This window comes from Salicibibacter cibarius (assembly GCF_016495725.1).
Taxonomy (GTDB): domain Bacteria; phylum Bacillota; class Bacilli; order Bacillales; family Marinococcaceae; genus Salicibibacter; species Salicibibacter cibarius.
The window spans coordinates 910,111-929,583 of the sequence record NZ_CP054705.1 but is presented as its reverse complement, the minus strand read 5'-3'; the positions used below and the strand labels follow the sequence as shown (position 1 = coordinate 929,583).

General features: G+C 45.2%; 19 protein-coding genes and 1 riboswitch. Of the genes, 5 read left to right on the top strand and 14 right to left on the bottom strand.

Going from position 1 to position 19,473, the window contains the following annotated elements; translation table 11 throughout:
* Nucleotides 1-23 precede the first annotated feature (23 nt).
* Complete coding sequence (gene fdhA / locus HUG15_RS04725; protein ID WP_200127465.1) at nucleotides 24-1,238, top strand: formaldehyde dehydrogenase, glutathione-independent; 1,215 nt, start codon at nucleotides 24-26, stop codon at nucleotides 1,236-1,238.
* A gap of 256 nt (nucleotides 1,239-1,494) precedes the next feature.
* Complete coding sequence (locus tag HUG15_RS04720) at nucleotides 1,495-2,997, top strand: BCCT family transporter (RefSeq protein ID WP_246516494.1); 1,503 nt, start codon at nucleotides 1,495-1,497, stop codon at nucleotides 2,995-2,997.
* A 299-nt stretch (nucleotides 2,998-3,296) separates the two neighbouring features.
* On the opposite strand, the gene HUG15_RS04715 is transcribed toward HUG15_RS04720, so the two are convergent.
* The 7 genes from HUG15_RS04715 to HUG15_RS04685 form a co-directional block, all read right to left on the bottom strand.
* Complete coding sequence (locus tag HUG15_RS04715; protein ID WP_200127464.1) at nucleotides 3,297-3,803, bottom strand: O-acetyl-ADP-ribose deacetylase; 507 nt, start codon at nucleotides 3,801-3,803, stop codon at nucleotides 3,297-3,299.
* A 13-nt stretch (nucleotides 3,804-3,816) separates the two neighbouring features.
* Nucleotides 3,817-4,557 carry a type I methionyl aminopeptidase gene (gene map / locus HUG15_RS04710; protein ID WP_200127463.1) on the bottom strand — a complete coding sequence of 247 codons (741 nt, stop codon included), beginning with the start codon at nucleotides 4,555-4,557 and terminating at the stop codon, nucleotides 3,817-3,819.
* A gap of 211 nt (nucleotides 4,558-4,768) precedes the next feature.
* Nucleotides 4,769-5,104, bottom strand: a complete 336-nt coding sequence (locus HUG15_RS04705) for a hypothetical protein (protein WP_200127462.1) — start codon at nucleotides 5,102-5,104, stop codon at nucleotides 4,769-4,771.
* A gap of 220 nt (nucleotides 5,105-5,324) precedes the next feature.
* Nucleotides 5,325-5,657, bottom strand: coding sequence for a hypothetical protein (locus tag HUG15_RS04700; RefSeq protein ID WP_200127461.1), 333 nt, complete (start codon nucleotides 5,655-5,657; stop codon nucleotides 5,325-5,327).
* 362 nt (nucleotides 5,658-6,019) lie between these two features.
* Complete coding sequence (locus tag HUG15_RS04695; RefSeq protein ID WP_200127460.1) at nucleotides 6,020-6,379, bottom strand: PH domain-containing protein; 360 nt, start codon at nucleotides 6,377-6,379, stop codon at nucleotides 6,020-6,022.
* 78 nt (nucleotides 6,380-6,457) lie between these two features.
* Nucleotides 6,458-7,294 carry an aldo/keto reductase gene (locus HUG15_RS04690; protein WP_200127459.1) on the bottom strand — a complete coding sequence of 279 codons (837 nt, stop codon included), beginning with the start codon at nucleotides 7,292-7,294 and terminating at the stop codon, nucleotides 6,458-6,460.
* Nucleotides 7,295-7,333: 39 nt separating this feature from the next.
* Nucleotides 7,334-8,296, bottom strand: a complete 963-nt coding sequence (locus HUG15_RS04685) for a sodium:calcium antiporter (protein WP_200127458.1) — start codon at nucleotides 8,294-8,296, stop codon at nucleotides 7,334-7,336.
* A 952-nt stretch (nucleotides 8,297-9,248) separates the two neighbouring features.
* Here HUG15_RS04685 and HUG15_RS04680 point away from each other — a divergent pair.
* Both HUG15_RS04680 and HUG15_RS04675 read left to right on the top strand, forming a co-directional pair.
* Nucleotides 9,249-10,352, top strand: a complete 1,104-nt coding sequence (locus HUG15_RS04680; RefSeq protein ID WP_200127456.1) for a DUF3500 domain-containing protein — start codon at nucleotides 9,249-9,251, stop codon at nucleotides 10,350-10,352.
* Between the two features lie 99 nt (nucleotides 10,353-10,451).
* Complete coding sequence (locus HUG15_RS04675; protein WP_200127454.1) at nucleotides 10,452-10,787, top strand: hypothetical protein; 336 nt, start codon at nucleotides 10,452-10,454, stop codon at nucleotides 10,785-10,787.
* A 263-nt stretch (nucleotides 10,788-11,050) separates the two neighbouring features.
* Here the strand turns inward: HUG15_RS04675 and HUG15_RS04670 are convergent, their stop codons facing one another.
* From HUG15_RS04670 to HUG15_RS04660, 3 genes are all read right to left on the bottom strand, one after another.
* Nucleotides 11,051-11,773, bottom strand: a complete 723-nt coding sequence (locus tag HUG15_RS04670) for an amino acid ABC transporter ATP-binding protein (protein WP_200127452.1) — start codon at nucleotides 11,771-11,773, stop codon at nucleotides 11,051-11,053.
* Nucleotides 11,770-12,426 carry an amino acid ABC transporter permease gene (locus HUG15_RS04665; protein WP_200127450.1) on the bottom strand — a complete coding sequence of 219 codons (657 nt, stop codon included), beginning with the start codon at nucleotides 12,424-12,426 and terminating at the stop codon, nucleotides 11,770-11,772. The genes HUG15_RS04670 and HUG15_RS04665 overlap by 4 nt, the downstream gene beginning before the upstream one ends.
* Nucleotides 12,427-12,509: 83 nt before the next feature.
* Entirely contained in the window at nucleotides 12,510-13,409 is a 900-nt protein-coding gene (locus HUG15_RS04660) for a transporter substrate-binding domain-containing protein (RefSeq protein WP_200127448.1), read from the bottom strand.
* A 168-nt stretch (nucleotides 13,410-13,577) separates the two neighbouring features.
* On the opposite strand from HUG15_RS04660, the gene HUG15_RS04655 reads away from it, so the two are divergent.
* Nucleotides 13,578-15,038 (top strand): amidase family protein, encoded by a 1,461-nt coding sequence (locus tag HUG15_RS04655; protein ID WP_200127446.1) that lies wholly within the window; start codon nucleotides 13,578-13,580, stop codon nucleotides 15,036-15,038.
* Between the two features lie 442 nt (nucleotides 15,039-15,480).
* Here the strand turns inward: HUG15_RS04655 and HUG15_RS04650 are convergent, their stop codons facing one another.
* The 4 genes from HUG15_RS04650 to HUG15_RS04635 all read right to left on the bottom strand — a co-directional run bounded on the left by HUG15_RS04650 (nucleotide 15,481) and on the right by HUG15_RS04635 (nucleotide 19,470).
* The gene (locus tag HUG15_RS04650) at nucleotides 15,481-16,593 is read right to left on the bottom strand and encodes a 5-methyltetrahydropteroyltriglutamate--homocysteine S-methyltransferase (protein ID WP_200127443.1); all 1,113 of its coding nucleotides are present in this window, start codon (nucleotides 16,591-16,593) and stop codon (nucleotides 15,481-15,483) included.
* A gap of 68 nt (nucleotides 16,594-16,661) precedes the next feature.
* A riboswitch (SAM riboswitch) is annotated at nucleotides 16,662-16,749 on the bottom strand.
* A gap of 57 nt (nucleotides 16,750-16,806) precedes the next feature.
* A complete protein-coding gene (locus tag HUG15_RS04645) occupies nucleotides 16,807-17,778 on the bottom strand; it encodes an LLM class flavin-dependent oxidoreductase (protein ID WP_200127441.1) in 972 nt (323 codons plus the stop codon).
* 17 nt (nucleotides 17,779-17,795) lie between these two features.
* A complete protein-coding gene (locus HUG15_RS04640) occupies nucleotides 17,796-18,185 on the bottom strand; it encodes a DnaA N-terminal domain-containing protein (RefSeq protein WP_200127439.1) in 390 nt (129 codons plus the stop codon).
* A gap of 43 nt (nucleotides 18,186-18,228) precedes the next feature.
* Nucleotides 18,229-19,470, bottom strand: coding sequence for a DnaJ domain-containing protein (locus HUG15_RS04635; protein ID WP_200127437.1), 1,242 nt, complete (start codon nucleotides 19,468-19,470; stop codon nucleotides 18,229-18,231).
* Nucleotides 19,471-19,473: the final 3 nt, after the last annotated feature.

Below are 19,473 nucleotides of genomic sequence, written 5' to 3'. Positions count from 1 at the left end.
AACTGTTATATAGGAGGAATACAATGGCAGGAAATCGTGGTGTCGTTTATACCGGACCCGGCAGTGTTGCCGTGCAAGATATTGAATACCCTGATCTGGTTTTAAAAGATGGGCCGGGCGTTCCCGCTGCAAACGTTGGTCGTAAATGTGAACACGGAGTCATTCTTAAAGTTGTAACCACCAATATATGTGGCAGTGATCAACATATGGTGCGTGGCCGAACAACAGCGCCTGAAGGGCTCGTTCTCGGCCATGAAATAACGGGAGAAGTGATAGAAGTAGGAAGGGATGTCGAGTTCATCAACAAAGGCGATCTCGTCTCCGTTCCGTTCAACATCGCATGTGGCCGATGCGTCATGTGCCAGGAGCAAAAAACGCATATATGTACCAACGTTAATCCCGAAAGACCGGGAGCAGCCTATGGCTATGTTGATATGGGGGGATGGGTAGGTGGACAATCCGAGTATGTGATGGTCCCTTATGCAGATTTTCAACTTCTGAAGTTCCCGGATAAGGACCAAGCGATGGAAAAAATCTTGGATTTAACCATGCTTTCGGATATTTTCCCTACCGGTTTTCATGGGGCATATACAGCCGGGGCAAGACCGGGCTCAACCGTTTATGTTGCGGGCGCCGGTCCCGTCGGATTGGCTGCTGCACACTCGGCTCAACTACTGGGAGCATCCGCCGTTATCGTAGGCGATTTGAATGAGGATCGTCTGCAACAAGCGAGAAGCTTTGGGTGTGAAACCGTAAACTTGACGAAACATGACCGGTTGGGTGAACAAATTGAACAAATACTTGGCATTCCGGAAGTCGATTGCTCGGTCGATGCGGTTGGTTTCGAGGCTTCAGGCCATGGCGCTGATGCCGGAGAACAACCTGCAGCCGTTTTAAATGCCATTATGGATGTCACACAAGCTGGCGGTAAACTGGGCATTCCGGGCCTGTATGTGACGGAGGATCCCGGAGCGGCCGATAAAGATGCACAAACCGGATCTTTAAAAGTAAGATTCGGTCAAGGGTGGGCGAAAGCGCACACCTTCGTCACCGGTCAAACGCCGGCGATGCAATACAACCGCAATCTCATGAAATCAATTCTATCGGGGAAAGCACAAATTGCGAAAGCAGTGAACGCGACAGTCATTGGTTTAGATGAAGCACCCCAAGGTTATAGTGATTTTGATAGTGGCGTAGCCAGAAAGTTTGTCATTGATCCGCATGGAATGATCCGTTAAGAGAATTAAAAGTGTCCTTTCGGACAAACATATAAAGCCATAGCATTGTTTTCTGGAATGCTTCCGTGAAAGTTAGATACTTTTTCGGGAGCATTCTTTTTTTCATTCTATTGACTGGTGCAGCCGACTCACCTCGGGGTGTAAGTATTTACATCGAGATTAGAGAAAAAACATGTTGATTCATAATCATGATCACGGTACAATCATGGTTATGTGTTGCAAATGTTTGCGAATAAGTACTTGAGGAGAGAATATTTTGTTAAAAGCGCATAGTGTTTTTAAGATTTCTCTGACGTTAAGCATTGTTTTTGTCGTCGTAGGTGTTCTATTTTATGATTGGTTAGGTGAACAAGCATCATCTTTCTTAGATTTTGCTGTTGTGAACTTTAATTGGTTTTATCTTTTGGTAGGTTCTATCCTTGTTTCCCTTTGCATATACTTGATGTTTTCAAAATACGGGAATATACGATTAGGGAAGGATACTGAAAGACCGGAATATAGTACTTTTTCCTGGATTACTATGTTGTTTGCTGCCGGAATGGGCGTCGGTTTAGTGTTCTGGAGTGTTGCAGAACCTGTTGGCCACTACACTACGCCACCTTATGGTGAAGGATCAACATCAGAAGCTGCGAATGTATCGCTGCAATATACTTTTTTCCATTGGGGATTACACCCTTGGGCAATTTTCGGTGTAATAGCCCTGGGGTTAGCTTACTTTAGTTATCGAAAAGGCTTGCCAACAACGATTAGCTCTATTTTTTATCCGGTATTGGGTGATAAAGTTTATAGTGTCCCAGGAAAAACGATCGACATTCTTGCCGTTTTTGTTACGGCAGTGGGGGTTGCCAGTACGTTTGGCTTAAGTGCATTGCAAATTTCCGGTGGCTTGAATTACCAATTTGGCACCCCCAATACATTCACTACCCAGCTCATTATCATCGGAATTGCTACTGCTCTTTTTATTATTTCCTCCTGGTCGGGAATAAGCCGCGGCATCAAATACTTGTCGCACTTTAATATGCTGTTATTGTTTTTAGTAATGGCTTTAGTGATTATCGTCGGTCCAGGGAAACAAATTTTTGAAATGCTAATCAGTACGACGGGAAGCTATATTGGGAATATTGTGCCCATGAGCTTGAGACTGGAAGCTTTTAATGATGAAGCCAGTAATTGGATTGGAAACTGGACGGTATTTTATTGGGCTTGGTGGACAACATGGGCACCTTTTGTCGGCGCATTTATAGCAAGAATATCTAGAGGACGTACGATTAGACAATTTGTTGCAGCTGTTTTATTAATCCCTTCATTGGTATCTTTTGTTTGGTTTTCCGTTATTGGAGGTTCTGCTTTACATTTAATTCATAATTTAGGACTTACAGGACTGGCAAGCAATATTAATGCGGATGTTGAATCCGCGTTGTTTGTGTTCTTTGGAAACATGCCGTTAGGATTTTTGCTTAGCGTTCTTGCAATCGTTTTGATTTTTACTTTCCTTATTACTTCAGCTGACTCAGCCACTTTTGTGTTGGGGATGCTTAGTAATAATGGTGACCTCCATCCATCTACTTTGGTTAAAGTCACTTGGGGAGTGATTACCGCCGGTGCCGCTACAGTTTTTATTTTAGCCGGTGGTGTTGATGCAGTAAGGACCATCTCAATTGTTATCGCCTCGCCTTTTACCATTATAATGTTGTTTATATGTTTCGTCTTATTTAGGGAAGTAAGGAAAGAGTTGAAAGTTAGTGGGACACAATCTTGATTATCTACACATATTCCTTTAATGTGAAATATAAATCACTTATTGAGAGAGATGACTGTTAGAAAAATCCGTGCAGGATGGTTATTTAAAAGAAAGTGATCTCAAGGTTATTAAGGAAAGCACTGTATTAATCTGGAAATGGATGCCTGCAACAGTCTTAAATAATCGTCGAAATTATAATGCTGAGGAAGCAGCGAATAAAACGATGAAACATGTACGGGAGATTGTGAGTAACTATGAATTAGTGTAGAGCGTGAAAAACGCACCAGAGCAAATTGCCGGGTGCGTTTTTCTGTATGTTATCCTTCTAATATATTTGTATACAAATCATAATTTTCCTTGTCAAAACAGATGAAAAATACTTGTTTAACGGATGATTCGTCGTCGTTTAACATTTGCCCGACCGTTTCCACAGCGATCCGTGCCGCGCGTTCCTTCGGGAAACCGTAAACGCCGGTACTGATATTAGGAAACGCGATCGTTTTCAGGTTATACTCCACCGCGAGCTGCAAAGCATTTTTATAACAGTTTTGAAGTAGCTCGTCTTCGTTATTTTCGCTCCCGTCCCACACCGGCCCTACAGTATGAATAACGTGGCGCGCAGGCATCTTTCCCGCGGTGGTGATCACCGCTTCCCCGGTCTCGCAACCGCCTATTTCTTTGCATTCTTCCAGAATCTCTTTTCCGCCGGCGCGATGGATGGCGCCGTCCACGCCACCTCCGCCACGTAGCGTTTTGTTGGCAGCGTTAACGATCGCATCTACATCGAATGTCGTTATGTCTTCCCGGAGAACTTCAATTTTCATCGACTTTTTCACCTCACGTTACAATGATCGGCTCGTCTTTTGTGACGATAATGGTATGTTCGATCTGGGCAACCATGCTTTTATCCCGTGTCGTTAGCGTCCAGCCGTCATCTTTTTCATAAATTTGTTCAGCTTTCGTGGAGACGAATGGCTCGTAGGCAATCACCATGCCATTTTCCATAAGCGTTCGATCCCATGGATTGAAATAATTAAAAATATGATCGGGAGCGTCACGCAAGGAATGGCCAACGCCGTGCCCGGTTAAATTTTTAATGACTTTGAACCCTTCTTCCCTTGCTGTTTTATGAACGGCGCGCCCCACATTGTTCAACTTGCCCCCTGCCTGAAACTTTGCTAATCCGGCATCAAAAACTTTCTTTGTCGCCTCGAGCAGCCGGCTTTGTGATGGTGTTGCTTCACCAACGACGAAGGACATGCCGGTATCCACCCAATAATCGTTGTAAGCGCCGGACACATCGATGTTGACGAGGTCCCCTTCCTGAATAGTACGCTCACCGGGGATGCCATGGGCAACTTCTTCATTGATACAGATACATGTATTCCCCGGGAAACCATACGTGCTGATCGGCGCCGAAACCGCGCCACTGTCCGCAAACATCTCCCCTGCCAATTCATCAAGCTCGATTGTTTTCACGCCAGGCTTCGTCCGACCGATCATTTCATCACGAATACCCGCGATCACCTGCCCCGCTTCTTTTAATCCTTGGATATCTTTATCGTCTGTTGCAATCATTATGAAGACCCCTTTTAATAAAAAATGAAGGCAGCCTCTGTGTAGACTGCACAACTGATCTCTTTCATTTTATTGTAGCCTTCTTGGCTTCATGCAACAACAATGAGGCTTTAGGGCGGGGAAAAAAAGGTGAAGCTATAGGGCGCAGCACCAAAAAACCAAAAACACCGTACAACCGGGGCTTTTGATCTTTAATCAAATTTGCTTTCTTTTAACTGTGCTTTTTTTCTAGGTTACGTTGAATTTCAAGCACTTTTTCTTTATCTAACCCTGTGGTTTTAGCTACAAATTCGATTTCCAAACCTTCTTCTAAAAGGCTGCGGGCAACGGTTTCTAGTGATTCTTGTTTTCCTTCTTTCTTACCTTCTTCCCTGCCTTCTTCTAAACCTTCCCTTCTCGCGTCTTGTTTCCGAAGTTCGAATTCCCGTTTTGCAGCCTCTTCATCCATAATCTGTTTCGCCCGTTCTTCATACGCCACCCGTTGTTCTTTTGTTGAACTGAGTTCTTCCCAGTGACTGAAGGCATCGTATAATGTATCATCTTTCATGGCGATCCTCCTCGGGCCCACACGAGGTGGGTTCTGCAGGCGTTGCCACAGGAGGTGGCGGTTTTAGCCTGCCTTCCTTATTTTCTACGCTTATATTTGGGAAACTTACATAGGGTTCACAGAGTTACATAGAGGGGCAATCTTCAGTGGAAGGAAAGCAGAAAGGAAAATTGATTTTCGAGGGTCTGTAGATGTCCACACTCGTCTGCAGGCTATGCACTTAGGCGAAAGACACTCGTACACTTCCCTCTTTTTGAGCTGTGTCTAAGCAACTCATGAAAAAGTTATCAAGTTCTCTTCGTAGATATACTAAATATTCGTTATTCGGGTCATGGGGCTCATTATCACGATGTAATTGATTGAGGGCCGTCATTGCTTTCTCGGCTTCCGATAATGACACTTCCTTGCTGTGGCCATTCCCACTTACACCTGCATAATAATCAGATGCATTGAATAATTCATAAACGATTAACGCATTTGAATCTCCCATTGTAAAACGAATATGACAAATCTCATTACCTGCTTTGTTAAATCCGCAAATGTCGTGACTCACAAAAACTCCTCCTTTTGGAATTGAAAAAATACGGTCTAAAAACAATTAGGATTTTCTTTGGGATGGTATTGATACGGAAGAATTCAGGGGATTGACAGGCAGGGCAACAATGATAATGGGTATTCATGAAAGGAATCTTGAGAGAAAAGGTGTGGCAACGGGACAACGGGAAAGGCCAAAGAGAGGACTAAGAGAGGAAGAGAAGATAATTTATTATTGCACGCTTTAAAATAATTGTCAAATTAAAATTGTTAAAAAAGTTCCATGTTATTCTGGAGTTTTTTCATCCTTAACTCTTTAGTCTCACCCTTGATTTCCAGACGACTGTGTCATTATTTGACCAATGTATGAAAAATCTTCTTTTACCCACCCGCCTTCATTATTTGTCTCGATAATTGCCTGTAAAATCCGACTGAATCGTTGCCTTTGATCAAATTTAGTTGATGATCTTTTGAACGAGTGCTGATGCGAACGGGATTCGAGATCGACATCCTCCGGTCTTTCAACAATGCAATTTCCTCAATTTTACTGTAAGGAATGCTGACGACTTCCGATCGTTTCGAAACCCATGATTTCTCTACAAAAATAACCCTTTGATCGGTGAGAGCGACAAAGTCAATCAGCAAGCCATATGTATGCAGAAGCTGTTCGTCCTCAACTAAATATTCCCGCGCCTGATCCTGGTGTTTTTTTCGGTTATCTGCTTTTTTCCAAAATGCCATTTGTGTACCCCCTTTGGAAAGACGAAGTAGCTACCCTTGAGATATCCTCTTGGTAGCTACTTTGATTGTATTCTAAGCTTAGAATTCCTCATAAACAGCCGGATCCAGGTTGTTTCTGCGGCCATCCGGACGTGTCAATTCGTTTAAAGCGACCATGTCCTCATCATCCAGAACAAAATCAAAAATCGTGATGTTTTCCTGCTGGCGTTTGGGAGATGCGGATTTCGGGATCGCAACGGCGCCGAGTTGATAATGCCAGCGCAACACCACTTGAGAAGCGGTTTTTCCGTTCTTATCCGCGATTTTTTTAATCGTATCGTTGCTTAAAATAGCGTCCATTCGCATTAAAGGGCTCCACGACTCGGTAACAACGCCGTGTGCTTCATGCCATTTTCGCTGCTCGTCCTGGTTGAAAAAAGGATGCAGTTCCACTTGATTGATACTTGGCAATATGCCCGTTTCTTTTTCCAGCCGTTCCATATGCTCCGGAAGGAAATTGCATACGCCGATGGAGCGGATGAGCCCCCATTTTTTTGCATCGATTAACGCTTTCCACGCCTCGATATATTGATCTTGCATGGGATTCGGCCAATGAATCAAATATAAATCATAGTAATCAAGATTGGCACGATAAAGTGATTCCTGGATCGCCTTCACTGCCTGATCATAAGTATGGTATCGGCCGGGAAGCTTCGATGTGATAAGCAGTTCTTCGCGTGTAACGGATGTGCGTCTGACCGCCTCCCCGACTGTCCCCTCATTTTCATAATTATACGCGGTATCAATAAGGCGATAGCCTTGATCAATGGCACTCGTGATGGCCGCTACACCCTCGTTTCCCCACAATTCATACGTACCGAAGCCAACGGTCGGTACACGCATGCCGTCATTCAGTGTGATTTCTGGTATTTGCATCGTCTCGTATCACTCCTTCGCTCGTTGTCCCCCATCGTATCACAAAATAAACATCCATACCGCTGCTATGAAGTAGAAAAAGATAATAGCGATCGAAGGGCCTAAATAAACGTTTCGCCCATTTCGCGAAAAAATGGCGTAACATAAGATTGCGCTGTTCACAGTCAAGAGTACAGACGTCGCCGTATGACTCGAGGATGCCGATTGCAAAATCGATCCTTCGTATAAGAAATCACACAGACACAAAATAAGCAAGTTAAAAAGGTTACTCCCAATGATCGATGCAGCGGCAAGGTTTGAATTGTTCAGCTTAAAAGCGATAAACACCGTCATGGCTTCGGGCAAAGACGTAGTCGTTGCAATCAAGAAGCTTCCGACAAAGCTCGAACCCAACCCGGTGATAACCGCGATTTGATCCCCAGCATACGTTAGGAGCGTGCCCGCGATCAAAATCGTAATGGCAGCGGCAAAAAAACCGATCACTGCTTCCTTCAACGTATACCTCTCTTTGCCGCTTCCCCCGCTTACCTTCTCTTCTTTCGCAGGTTTTCGGCGCATCACCCATAAACTAAGCAGGTAGAGAGCAATAATGAGCAACGTGTCCAAACCTACGTTGAAAAATGGAATCTCTAATGTAAAAAAAAGTGCAATTGGCACGATGGCCATCATAATAAAACCGAACAGAGCGGTGTACCGTTGTTGCCGATCGATGCTAGTCAGTACTTTTCGCTGTCTGTAAATAACGTCGAAAACAGCCAGAATTAACAAATTAAAAAGGTTGCTTCCGATGACGTTACCGACGGCGAGATCAGGATTATTCAGATAGATCGCCGAGACACTAGTCGTTACTTCCGGGAGCGATGTTGCCCCCGCCAGCAAGAAGGTACCAATTAACAGCGACCCCATCCCGGACAAACGACTGATGGCGTCTGAATACGCAGAGATTTTTATGGCAGCAAAGACCGTGACAATAATTGCGAGAATGAAAAGAATGTAGATCAATGAAATTCTCCTTTACCGAACGTATAAAAATTGATATCCGGCAAAGGTGCAATAAAAAAGAGACCTCTGCCTGCGCGTAGGCAAAGGTCTCGCAAACAACGTCATCGTTGCCTTTAAAGCCGGGGCATTATTTCCCGTCATGACGGCTTTAAATAAGCTGCTACTCCCCTTTGATATCTGTGATAATTATAAGTCATCGTCATAGGGTTGTCAATGAATAGGAGCGCCGAGTTAGGGCATCGTCAAAGTCCAAAATATATTCACGAATGTCCTGGGACATCTTTTGTTCGGGTGCTAACTAAGCGGTTAGATCCCCCCTTGAGCTGGATTTTTACCTCTGTTCCTAACTAAGCGGTTTGCGTCCCCTGAGCCAAATTTCCTCACTGTTCTTCCTAACGCCTGTATTTGGATACGCTTTTTAAATTTTGTCGCTACCAAAGTTCAAACAATCGAGCATCGAACATTTTGTTAGTTATTGCACGTGGTTAGACGTCCCAACGGTCACGATTGGAGTACTTTTTCAGGCTGCACACCTTTCGTTCACGTCCCAACGGGCAATTAGATACCCTTGGAATGATATATCATCTTTGTTCGGGTGCTAACTGAGCGATTAGATACCCTTGGAACGATATATCATCTTTGTTCGGGTGCTAACTGAGCGATTAGATACCCTTGGAACGGTTTTCCCTCTCTAGTTCGGGTCATAAATTGTTGTACTTTGACTTTACCTTGGCGCCGAGTTTTTCGCGCTGTTCAGGCATAAAAACAACACCAGATTCGCGCCTGTTTTTTGCTACACCTCGTTGAACGCCGCTTCCTCGGAAGAATTCTGTGACAGCGCAATGAGCTCGTGGCCTCATGCAAATCCATTAAACGTCTCCGATTTTTATTTTAGCAAATCCAATTCTGGGCAAGCTATGAATAGGACGTACATAAAAGATGGAGGAATACGATGGACAACCTTGGAAAAAAAATAAAACGATTAACGATGGTCTTGATTTTAATGGTTTCTGCCATGCCTCTTGATGTTGAAGCAACAACATCCATCACAAAAACCCAATCGGAAGAAACAGCTTCCCTTCTTGAACTGATCAATGAGTCCCTTCATGAAAATACGGAAGAAGAAGATCAAGTCTCGCTTGCTGAAACTTTTCTAGACACACTTAGCGAAAAACAACAAGAACTCGTCCGCAATGAATTAACCGAAGAAAACGCTACGACATGGAGCAATGTGCCGGCCACTTATGAAAATCGCAATGGCATGTCGCTCGGGGATTTGTCCGAAGAGAGCATAAAAGCCGCTTTAAAACTAATGAAAGCATCGCTAAGTGAAGAAGGATACCAAACATTAACGGAAATCATGAAAGCCGATGCATTTCTACACACGGAATACAAAGATGACACGTTAGGATCAGGGATGTATTTTATTTCCTTCCTTGGAACACCCTCGGATAACGAGCCATGGATGGTGCAGTTCAGCGGGCACCATCTCGCTGAGAATCTTGTGTTTAACGGCAAGGAGGCAGGGGCTACCCCTCAATTTACGGGAGTTGAGCCGCGAGCGTTTACCATGTGGGATAATGTGACATATCGTCCCATCGATGACCGGATCACAAGTATGGAAGCGATGCTCGGTTCGCTGAATGACGAACAGCTAAAGAACGCTGAAATGGAGGAAAAATTCGACGAGGTCGTCGTCGGTCCCGAAGAAGACGGGAATTATCCGGAAACGGTAGGAATTCCATATGCTGATCTGGATAAAAAACAGCAAACCTTCGTTAAAAAGGCAATCAAAGCCTGGGTGGACGATGCCTCTGACGAAGCCGGGGGTGCGTTGCTTAACGCCTATTTTTCAGAAGATGCCCTGCAAAACACACATATTGCCTGGTCAGGCTCTCCGGACGTTGAAGAAACGGGCGCTTATGTCAGAATTGACGGGCCACGCGTATGGATTGAACTAACATCCCGGGAAGGGGAAAGCCATCCCGACAACCCGCATTATCACACGGTTTGGCGGGATAAAGTTGCTGATTATGGCGGGTTGTTTGCCGAATAAACAGTCATTAGCAGAAGTGATCCCGGCATGTTCAGGGGTCACTCCTTTACTAGCTTGAAATAAAATATGATATACTTACACTTGAGGATGGTGAGCGGTATGTCATTTATGACAAAAGACCAATTATATCAAAAATTGGAGGATAAACAAATACTTGAGATAAGTGATCTTGTAGCACTTATCGAGAGTGAATTCAATGTTTCAGTGAAAATTGAGGATGGTGACCAGTCTGGTTTTAATCCCTCTGAATTAGCTAAAGATCCCAATGTTATTCGCCAAATGGAAGGAAGTCACGAAGATATTAATGCCGGTCGAACTTACACTGGTGAGGAGGGCTTGGAGATTTTAGAGCAAGCCATTCGGAAACATGAGCGCGAGTCAACACGTATAGAGTCAGATGGACATATACAGCCCTTGATGAGCTTGCTGGAATGATCCCATATACCTCTGATGTGAAGATGAAAATCTACAGAGATTCATTGGATCGTTTCCCTATTTGACAGCCAAACCTATTCCCTTTGGTCGTTGGGAAGGGTATCAAACAAGGTTAGGGTTATACCAGGTTATTCTCATTTATCGGGTGGATGAAGAGCATAACTTAGTATGGATTTATGCGGTTAAGCATAAACGGCAACATTTATATTGGAACGAATGCCCCTTGCAACGTTTATTTTTACCTTGCCGGGGCATTTTTTCACTTATAAAATCTTACTCAAAAACTCTCTCGTACGTTCATGCGTCGTTTCATCAAACACTTGCGTCGGCGTGCCTTCCTCAACCATCTTCCCCTCATCCATAAAGAATACGCGGTCGCCTACTTCCTTTGCAAAACCCATTTCATGTGTGACGACAACCATCGTCATTCCTTCATTGGCCAGGTCCTTCATAACGGCGAGCACATCACCGACAAGTTCCGGGTCAAGGGCGGACGTCGGTTCATCGAAAAGCATCACTTTCGGATTCATTGCTAACGCACGGGCTATGGCGACCCGCTGTTTTTGCCCTCCCGAGAGGCTGGAAGGATATGCATTCGCTTTATCGGCAAGTCCAACTTTTTCTAACAAATTCAAGGAGCGAGCACGAACTTCTTGCGTGCTCTCCCCTTTTAATTTACGCGGTGCCAACATCACATTGTCGCGGACGGTTTTATGGGGAAAGAGATTAAAATGTTGGAAAACCATCCCTACCTCTTGGCGAACGGCATTAATATCCGTTTTCGGATCGGCAATGTTCACCCCGTCAATCATCACTTCTCCTGCAGTAATCTCCTCAAGGCGATTTAAACAGCGCAAAAATGTACTTTTTCCGGAGCCAGACGGCCCGATGACACAAACCACTTCCTGAGCATCAATCTCCGTTGTAATACCGGTCAACACCTCGTTTTTTCCAAACGATTTATGTAAATCCTTCACCTTAATCATGAATGGTCAAGCCTCCGTTCTGTGAAACGTAACAATAAAGATGCCGGAATGGTAATCATGAGGTAAAATACGCAAACCATTAAATAGGTTTCAAAACTGGCGAACGTGATGCTAGCGTACGTTTGGCCTTGATACATTAATTCCGTCACCGCGATGGCCGACAGTAAAGATGTATCTTTTAAGCTTATGATAAATTGGTTTCCGAAAGGCGGTATCATTATTTTTATTGCTTGCGGCCAAATAATGTGGCGCATTGTTTGCCGTGCGTTTAACCCGAGCGAACGGCCGGCTTCCAATTGTCCCTTATCCACGGACTGTACACCGCCTCGGACAATCTCTGCCAAATACGCCCCCGAGTTAATCGCGATCACGCCAAAAGCGGTAATTAACGCGTCAAAATTAAAATTGAAAAGTGCGGGAATCCCAAAATGAATAAAAAAGATCTGCGCAAGTAATGGGGTGCCTCTTACAACTTCCACATAGATCGACGCGACCGTTTTGATGAACCAATTCGTTGATAATCGCATAATTCCAAAAATGGTGCCGATCACACAACCGATTAACACACCGATAATCGTGATGATTAATGTGTACCACAGTCCCGTAAGTAAGTAAGGGGTAACTTCAACAAATGCTTCAGGTGATAGATTCATAACGGACTCCTTTTGAAAAACGTAAGATGGATAAGGCTGCCCATGCTAGACACCTGCATGAGCAGCCCTTTTTCACCCCGGGTTTATGTCCCTTCAGGGCGTTCCCCAAAGTAATCTTCATAAATATCATCGTACGTTCCGTTTTCTTTCAGTGTCTCCAAAGCTTCATTCACCGGATCAACGAGTTCATGATCTTGCGGCATGCCGATGCCATAGTCATCTGCCAGTAAGGTTTCGCCTACCGTCACCATTTGGCCCTCTGCCAGATCCTCTGTATGATAAAGAACGTTCGGTTCATCATACAATACAGCGTCCACATGACCTCCGATCACAGCTTCATAAGCTTCGGTGATTTCCGGAAAAGCTTCGATCTCAATGCCATCAATATTATCTTCGAGATACTCTTGGCTCGTGGACCCTTGTCGTGTACTGATCGTCGCCCCTTGTTCCTCAGCATCCTCGAGCGATTGGATCTCATCGTTTCCTTCAGCAACCGCTAAAATAATCCCGGCGTCAAAGTAATACGGATCAGAGAAGTCAACGGTTTCTTCCCGTTCTTCCGTAATCGACATGGCGTTAATTGCCGCGTCATATGAGCCAGATTGAATACCTGAAAGCGAGGCTGCAAAATCCACCGGTTCATACTCAATATCGAATCCTACTTCTTCTGAAATGGCATTCATCAATTCAATATCAAATCCGGTCAATTCATCCGTTTCCAAATCAGTGAACGCAAACGGCACGAAGTTGTTGTCGGTCGCAACCGTAAATGTTTCTCCTTCTACAGAACCGTTTCCGCCATTTTCATCCCCATCATCCTCGGCAGCTTCCTCATCTTCGTCTTCACCGTCTTCGTCTTCTGCCTCAACGTCATCCGTGTCATCGCCATCGTCAGCGTCCTCTTCGGTATCATCCGTACCGCACGCGGCAACAGCCAGTAAAGAAACACCCAAAACCCCGGATAACCAGAAATTTTTCTTCATTTCTTTTTTTACCCCCTATTCTCCTTCTAAGAAATATTGAAAAAATAATGTTTGTATCAGTATACCACAATTGGTACACATCGCAATTATATAAAAAAATAAGATGCATGTATCCATTGCTTTCATAGTGGTAAGATATGAATGTATCAAAAAATCCGGAGGTTATCGATGCAATCTACCTTAATGGCTGACTATTGGCATGAAGAAACGACCATCGCCGAAATTCACCAAGCTTATGATGAAGGCACACTTACAGCGAAAAACCTTATTCTGTATTACTTAAACCGTATTTCAATCTGGGATCAGGATGGCCCTTATATCAATGCTGTCTCCGACATCAACCCCGACGCCATTCCGATCGCCAAAGCACTGGATAAAGATCGGGAACAACATGGTCGAAAAGGCGCGCTACACGGCATCCCGATTCTTTTAAAAGAAAATATCGGAACCGCCGATAAATTGCCTACACCCGCCGGTTCAATAACGCTTGAAAATTGGCGCTCAAACGAGGATGCGTTTCTCGTCAAACAACTACGGGATGCCGGCGCGATCATTCTCGGCAAAACAAATATGACTGAACTCGCTCATCGCATCGGCACTAACATGCCGGAAAACTATAGTTCAAGGGGCGGATATGTCCTCTGTCCATACGGAACCCAATTTGATGTCGGCGGATCGAGCACGGGTAGCGCGGCAGCAGTCGCGGCAAATTTTGCAACCGTAAGCATTGGAACAGATACATCCGGTTCGTTGCTAAATCCCGCGACACGAAATTCTCTTGTGACGGTCAGGCCGACCATCGGGCTTGTCAGCCGCACGGGAACCATCCCTTTGTCCTATGCACAAGATACTGCCGGGCCGATGACGCAAACAGTGACGGATGCCGCACGTCTTTTAGAAACGATCGCGGGCAAGGATCCTCAAGACGAAGAGACAAAAACACAACCGTTTATGATACCAAATTATGTAGAAGGTCTTCGCAAGGACGGTGTGCAAGGCAAACGGATCGGTATTTTTCGCGACTATCAACCGGGCATGAGCGATCAAATTGACCTTACCCTTTATGAAGAAACGATTGTCACATTAAAAGATCTTGGGGTGACGTTGGTTGACCCAGTATCGATCCCAGCGATTAACCGCGGGGATAGTGATGCTGTTGTCAGCTATGAATGCCGACATTCCCTAAACAATTTTTTTGCCAGAGCGTATCCTTCCACGGGTTTTCGTTCCTTTGACGAGTTTTTGCAATCCTATGAGGATCATGCCCACTTGCATAAATATGGCTATGATCGTCTTAGAGTTCGAACGTCGGTCGAAAACAGTTTATCAAACGTGAGCTATCTCACTCAGAAACTCCGTGACGAAGGCTTGGACGACCCGCAAAGCCTGGAAAATGTTTTATTCAATCAAAACTTGGATGCTATCCTTTTTCCAAGTTCGAGTAGTTATGATGTTGCTGCCCGCGCCGGACTGCCGTCCATCGCCATTCCTGCCGGTTACCATGAAAATGGACGACCCTTCGGGATTACGTTTACGGGACAGGCGTTTTCAGAAGAAACATTATTTCAGATTGCTTTTGCTTATGAACAAGCGACGATGCATAGAAAAAAACCGGACATGACACAGTGACATCGTTGATTTTACATCTCCCAGTAAAACGATTCTTTTTGTCCCACTCGGAGCAGCTCGACATCCGGCTGAGGGATTACTTGGCTTCTCTTGTTCCTCTCGGAGCAGCTCGACATTCGGTTGAGGGATTACTTGGCTTCTCTTGTCCCACTCGGAGCAGCTCGACATTCGGTTGAGGGATTACTTGGCTTCTCTTGTTCCTCTCGGAGCAGCTCGACACCCGGCTGAGGGATTACTTGGCTTCTCTTGTTCCTCTCGGAGCAATTCGACCTCCGGTTGAGGGATTACTTGGCTTCTCTTGTTCCTCCCCGGACACGTCCATACCTTTATCTAGCGAAACTGTCCGATATAGCCCTCTGATCGGACAGCCTCGCTGTTTTCTTTTATTTGTCTGAAAAAAGGCTGATCCTCTTTTAGAAAATCAACCCTACTCGTCCACCATTTAGCTCTCTTCCCAAACCTCGTCCGCAACTTCTTTAATATGGCGCAGTTTTGCCCATTGCGCTTCTTCCGATAAAACATTCCCTTCTTCTGTGGAAGCAAAGCCACATTGGGGACTGATCGCCAACTGTTCAAGCGGTACATACTTTTCAGCTTCACGAATACGGCTTTTCAACGCCTCTTTATCTTCAAGTTCACCTGTTTTTGATGTTACGATGCCGAGCACAATTTTTAAGTCATCACGATTTACATATTGCAAAGCTTCAAACGAACCGGAGCGCTCATCATCGTATTCCAGAAAAAGACCATCGACTTCAACTTCCTGGAAAACCGTCTTTGCAACCGGATCATAAGCCCCACTCATGGACCAAGTGGAACGGAAATTCCCACGGCAAATGTGCATTGTCACCGTTAAATCATCCGGGCGATCCGAAAGCGCCTCATTAATAATCTCTTTATACCACTGTTGCTTATTTCGTTTGTCTTGTTTTTGCTCTTCCGTGTCATCTTCGGTCGGAATAAGAATCGCCCAACCAACATCATCGAATTGCAAGTAACGACACCCGGCATCGTAAAAAGCATGAACAGCTTTTTTGTATGCGGCCGCGAGATCTTTGCGAAAACGTTCGCGATCCTCATAAACACCGGATACAAAATGATGATCCGCGTAAAGCATGCTTGGACTCGGAATCGTTTGTTTGGCCACGTGATCTTCGCCGACGATGCTTTTTAAGTAGCGAAAATGTTCGAGGAATGGATGATCTTCCGGAAAATCAAGCTCTCCGATGATTCGTACGAGCCAAGGCTTCGTTTCCACACCTTTAAATTTATAGCCATGTTCCGCTTCGTATCCTTCCACCCCGTCAAGCCCTTCGAGGAAATCGAGATGCCACCAGGCGCGGCGGAATTCCCCATCCGTAATAGCCGTAAGCCCCGCTTCTTTTTGTTTTTCCACAATCGCGTAAATTTCTTCATCCTCGACCTCGCGCAATTGTTCAGCCGTAATCGCGCCGGCTACACGATCTTCCCTCGCTTGCTTCAAACGCTCAGTCCGTAGAATGCTCCCTACATGGTCTGCACGATATGGCGCGTGCTTTGCTGTCAATTCTGCCATCTTTCCCAAAACTCCTTTAATAAAAATAAACCCTCTCTTCCGAAGAAAAGAGGGCTATAGCCGCGATCCTCTTATCTTCCTGGCATTAGCACCTTCCACCATCGTGGGGTTGCTGAAGCGTCAGCGGGCCAGTCCCTCTGCTTCTCTTTATAAGAAAAACCAATTATTTAACTCTGAATAATAGTCTATCAGGTTCTATGTCATTTGCATAGATCAAAAAAGAGAGATGATCCGTTCGAACGACCGACGCTTCTCGTTGACGTCGTGAATATTCGTCAGAATCAGCCATTTGTCATTGTGATAGCGCTCCGTAAGATAGCTTAATTGTTCCCGTACCGTGTCCGGACCGCCAATGATCATACGCCTGCGATTTTCCCTGATTTTTTGTTGATCCCGTTCCGTTTTTTTAGCCGCTTTCGCCTCTTCTACGGTCGGCACACGGCTATCCAACCCTTTTTCCGTTCGCAACAACCACATATCCTGGCTCGTGGCTAGTTTTTCTGCATGTGCGTCTGATTCTCCGCAAATGACGAAAACAGCGGTTAACGCGTGCGGGGCAGTCAAGCTGCCAAGTGTGAATTGTTGCCGGTAAACCTCGTGGGCTGCTTCTCCGCGCGAGGGATCGATAAAATGCCCGTACACATAACCTATACCGAGACGGGCGGCGATTTCTGCACTATTTTCCCCGAGACCAAGAGAATAAACTGGTGGCGCTGCCTCCGTTCTCGGTGTTGCTCGTACGCCCTGTGGCGATTGGCCACGGACATATCCAGCGAGAGCTTCCAATTTTTCCGGATACGCATTTAACTGATTCTCTTTCCCATCGGCGAGCGCAGATCGAACCCGTTCGCCACCTCCGGGTGAGCGTCCCACGCCCGCTTCAATCCTTCCCGGGAAAAGTGCTTGCAATTGCAGGAGTTGGGAGGCGACTTTATAAGCGCTATATTGCGGAAGCAAAATACCGCCGCTACCCACGTGCAAACGCGTCGTACGGCTCGCCAAAGCCGCCATCATAATTTCCGGAGAACTAGATGCCATCCCCTTCGTCGCGTGATGTTCGGCAAACCAAAAACGTTCGTATCCAAGTTGCTCCGCGTATTGGCCGAAGGAAAGCGTCTCTTCGACGATATCTTCTGCTGTCTTACCTTTTGGGGTTGGCATTTGTTCCAAAATTCCCAGATTCATCGTTTATTCCTTCTCCATTAACTGTTTTTGATAGCAGCTAGCTCTGTTTCTAAGCGATGGATTTGTTTTCTCATAGCCATCATTTCTTCTTCCATATATTGAAGGCGACCTTCCGTGACTTGTCGCTCGTTCGTGCCGACAGCGCCCACCCGCGCTTCCTCTTTCCGTTCATCATAACTGAATTGTATTGTTGGCTTCTCTCCGTGTACAGCCTGGATTGCCTCGGATATCACTTTCCCGTAACGGTCTTCCAACCAATCTGCCGCAAACTCATTCGCTGCCATAATCGTCCACACATGATTCGTGATCTCCAACGTCGTACCCTGCAACCATGTTTGAAAAGCCGGCTTTGAAAGGTTTCGTTCCAATACCGCCAAGACCTCCCGCCAAACGTGTGTATTAGCCATTGTACTCCTCCGTTTTTAAGAAAAATAACCTAAGCCTTGCTTTTCACAACTTCAGTTTTTTAAGCGCCCTTTTTCTTTCCCGGTTAAAATGCTTGGTGGTTTCGGCAAATAACTCGTCCCATCTGGACTTAAAATAATTGTACACGGCAGGGTATTGCTTTTTTAATTTTAGAATCCCTGCCGCATACCAGTCTTCGGCTTCTTCAAAATCCTTGGGGATCGGTGGCAAAGGTGTCATTGCAGCGTCTAAATCATCATTAACATTGCTATAGAGCTTCTCTGCATGAATAATGACCATCGGATAAATCTTTTCATCACGGGACAAACGATCCATCTGCTTTTCGAGGTGAACCAATTTCTTTATCTCTTTGATATCTTCTTTTATATCCGGATTCGCGGGATCGATTCTTTGCGCCAATGCTAAAAACACTTCGGCTACCCGGTAGTATTGATGATCAAAGGCTTTGTCATACTCATCCATTACACTATTCAGCAGCTCTTCTTTCTCTTCCTTCTCCTCAATAACATCGATGAACTTCAGAAAGCGTGATTTTGCTTTTCCAAGAAGCGACCAATGATGGGCGTTGCCAATGGCACGCAACCATTGCGCATAAACCGGCCAATCATCAAACGTTTCCTCGCCGTCTAGGGGCAATGCTTGCTCAGCCACCTCTATCGCACGTTCAAATTTTTCCAAAATGACACAAAGGATCGATAATCCTTCAGCAATGACCCTCTGTGATGTTCGATCCAAAGCCTTTTCCCAGCCTTCTTCGAAAAGATCAAAGGCAGTTTCCATATGATCATGGTCGATTAAAATACGTGCGTAAAGGGAATATAGATTCCCGAGGGAAAGATTATAATTCTCTAGCCGAGTATTGTTAAGGGCTTGATCAAAGATTTGCCGAGCCGCTTGCACATCCCCCCGATTAACTAGAATACGCATCAAATCCGATTGCGCATGCAAGTTACCCGGATTGATGGCTGTGATTTGCTCATACATTTCCTCCGCCTTTTTCTCATTGCCTCTCTGAAAGTGGTCTCTCGCCTCTTCGAACATTTTATCGATTTGCCCGCCGTATTTTCGGGAGATATCATATTGCTTGCGTTTGACCGGATCTTTTAGCGTCTCATAAGCTTCCCGAATTTCTTCAAAACGGTTAGGGTCTGTCTCAGGCGGGTGTTGTTTTACAGCATTAATGTATTTCTCTTTAATCCGGCGTTGGCTAATGTTTGCGTTTGTTCCCAACCGTTTGTACAAACTTTCCTGTTTCGCTTGAGCCACACT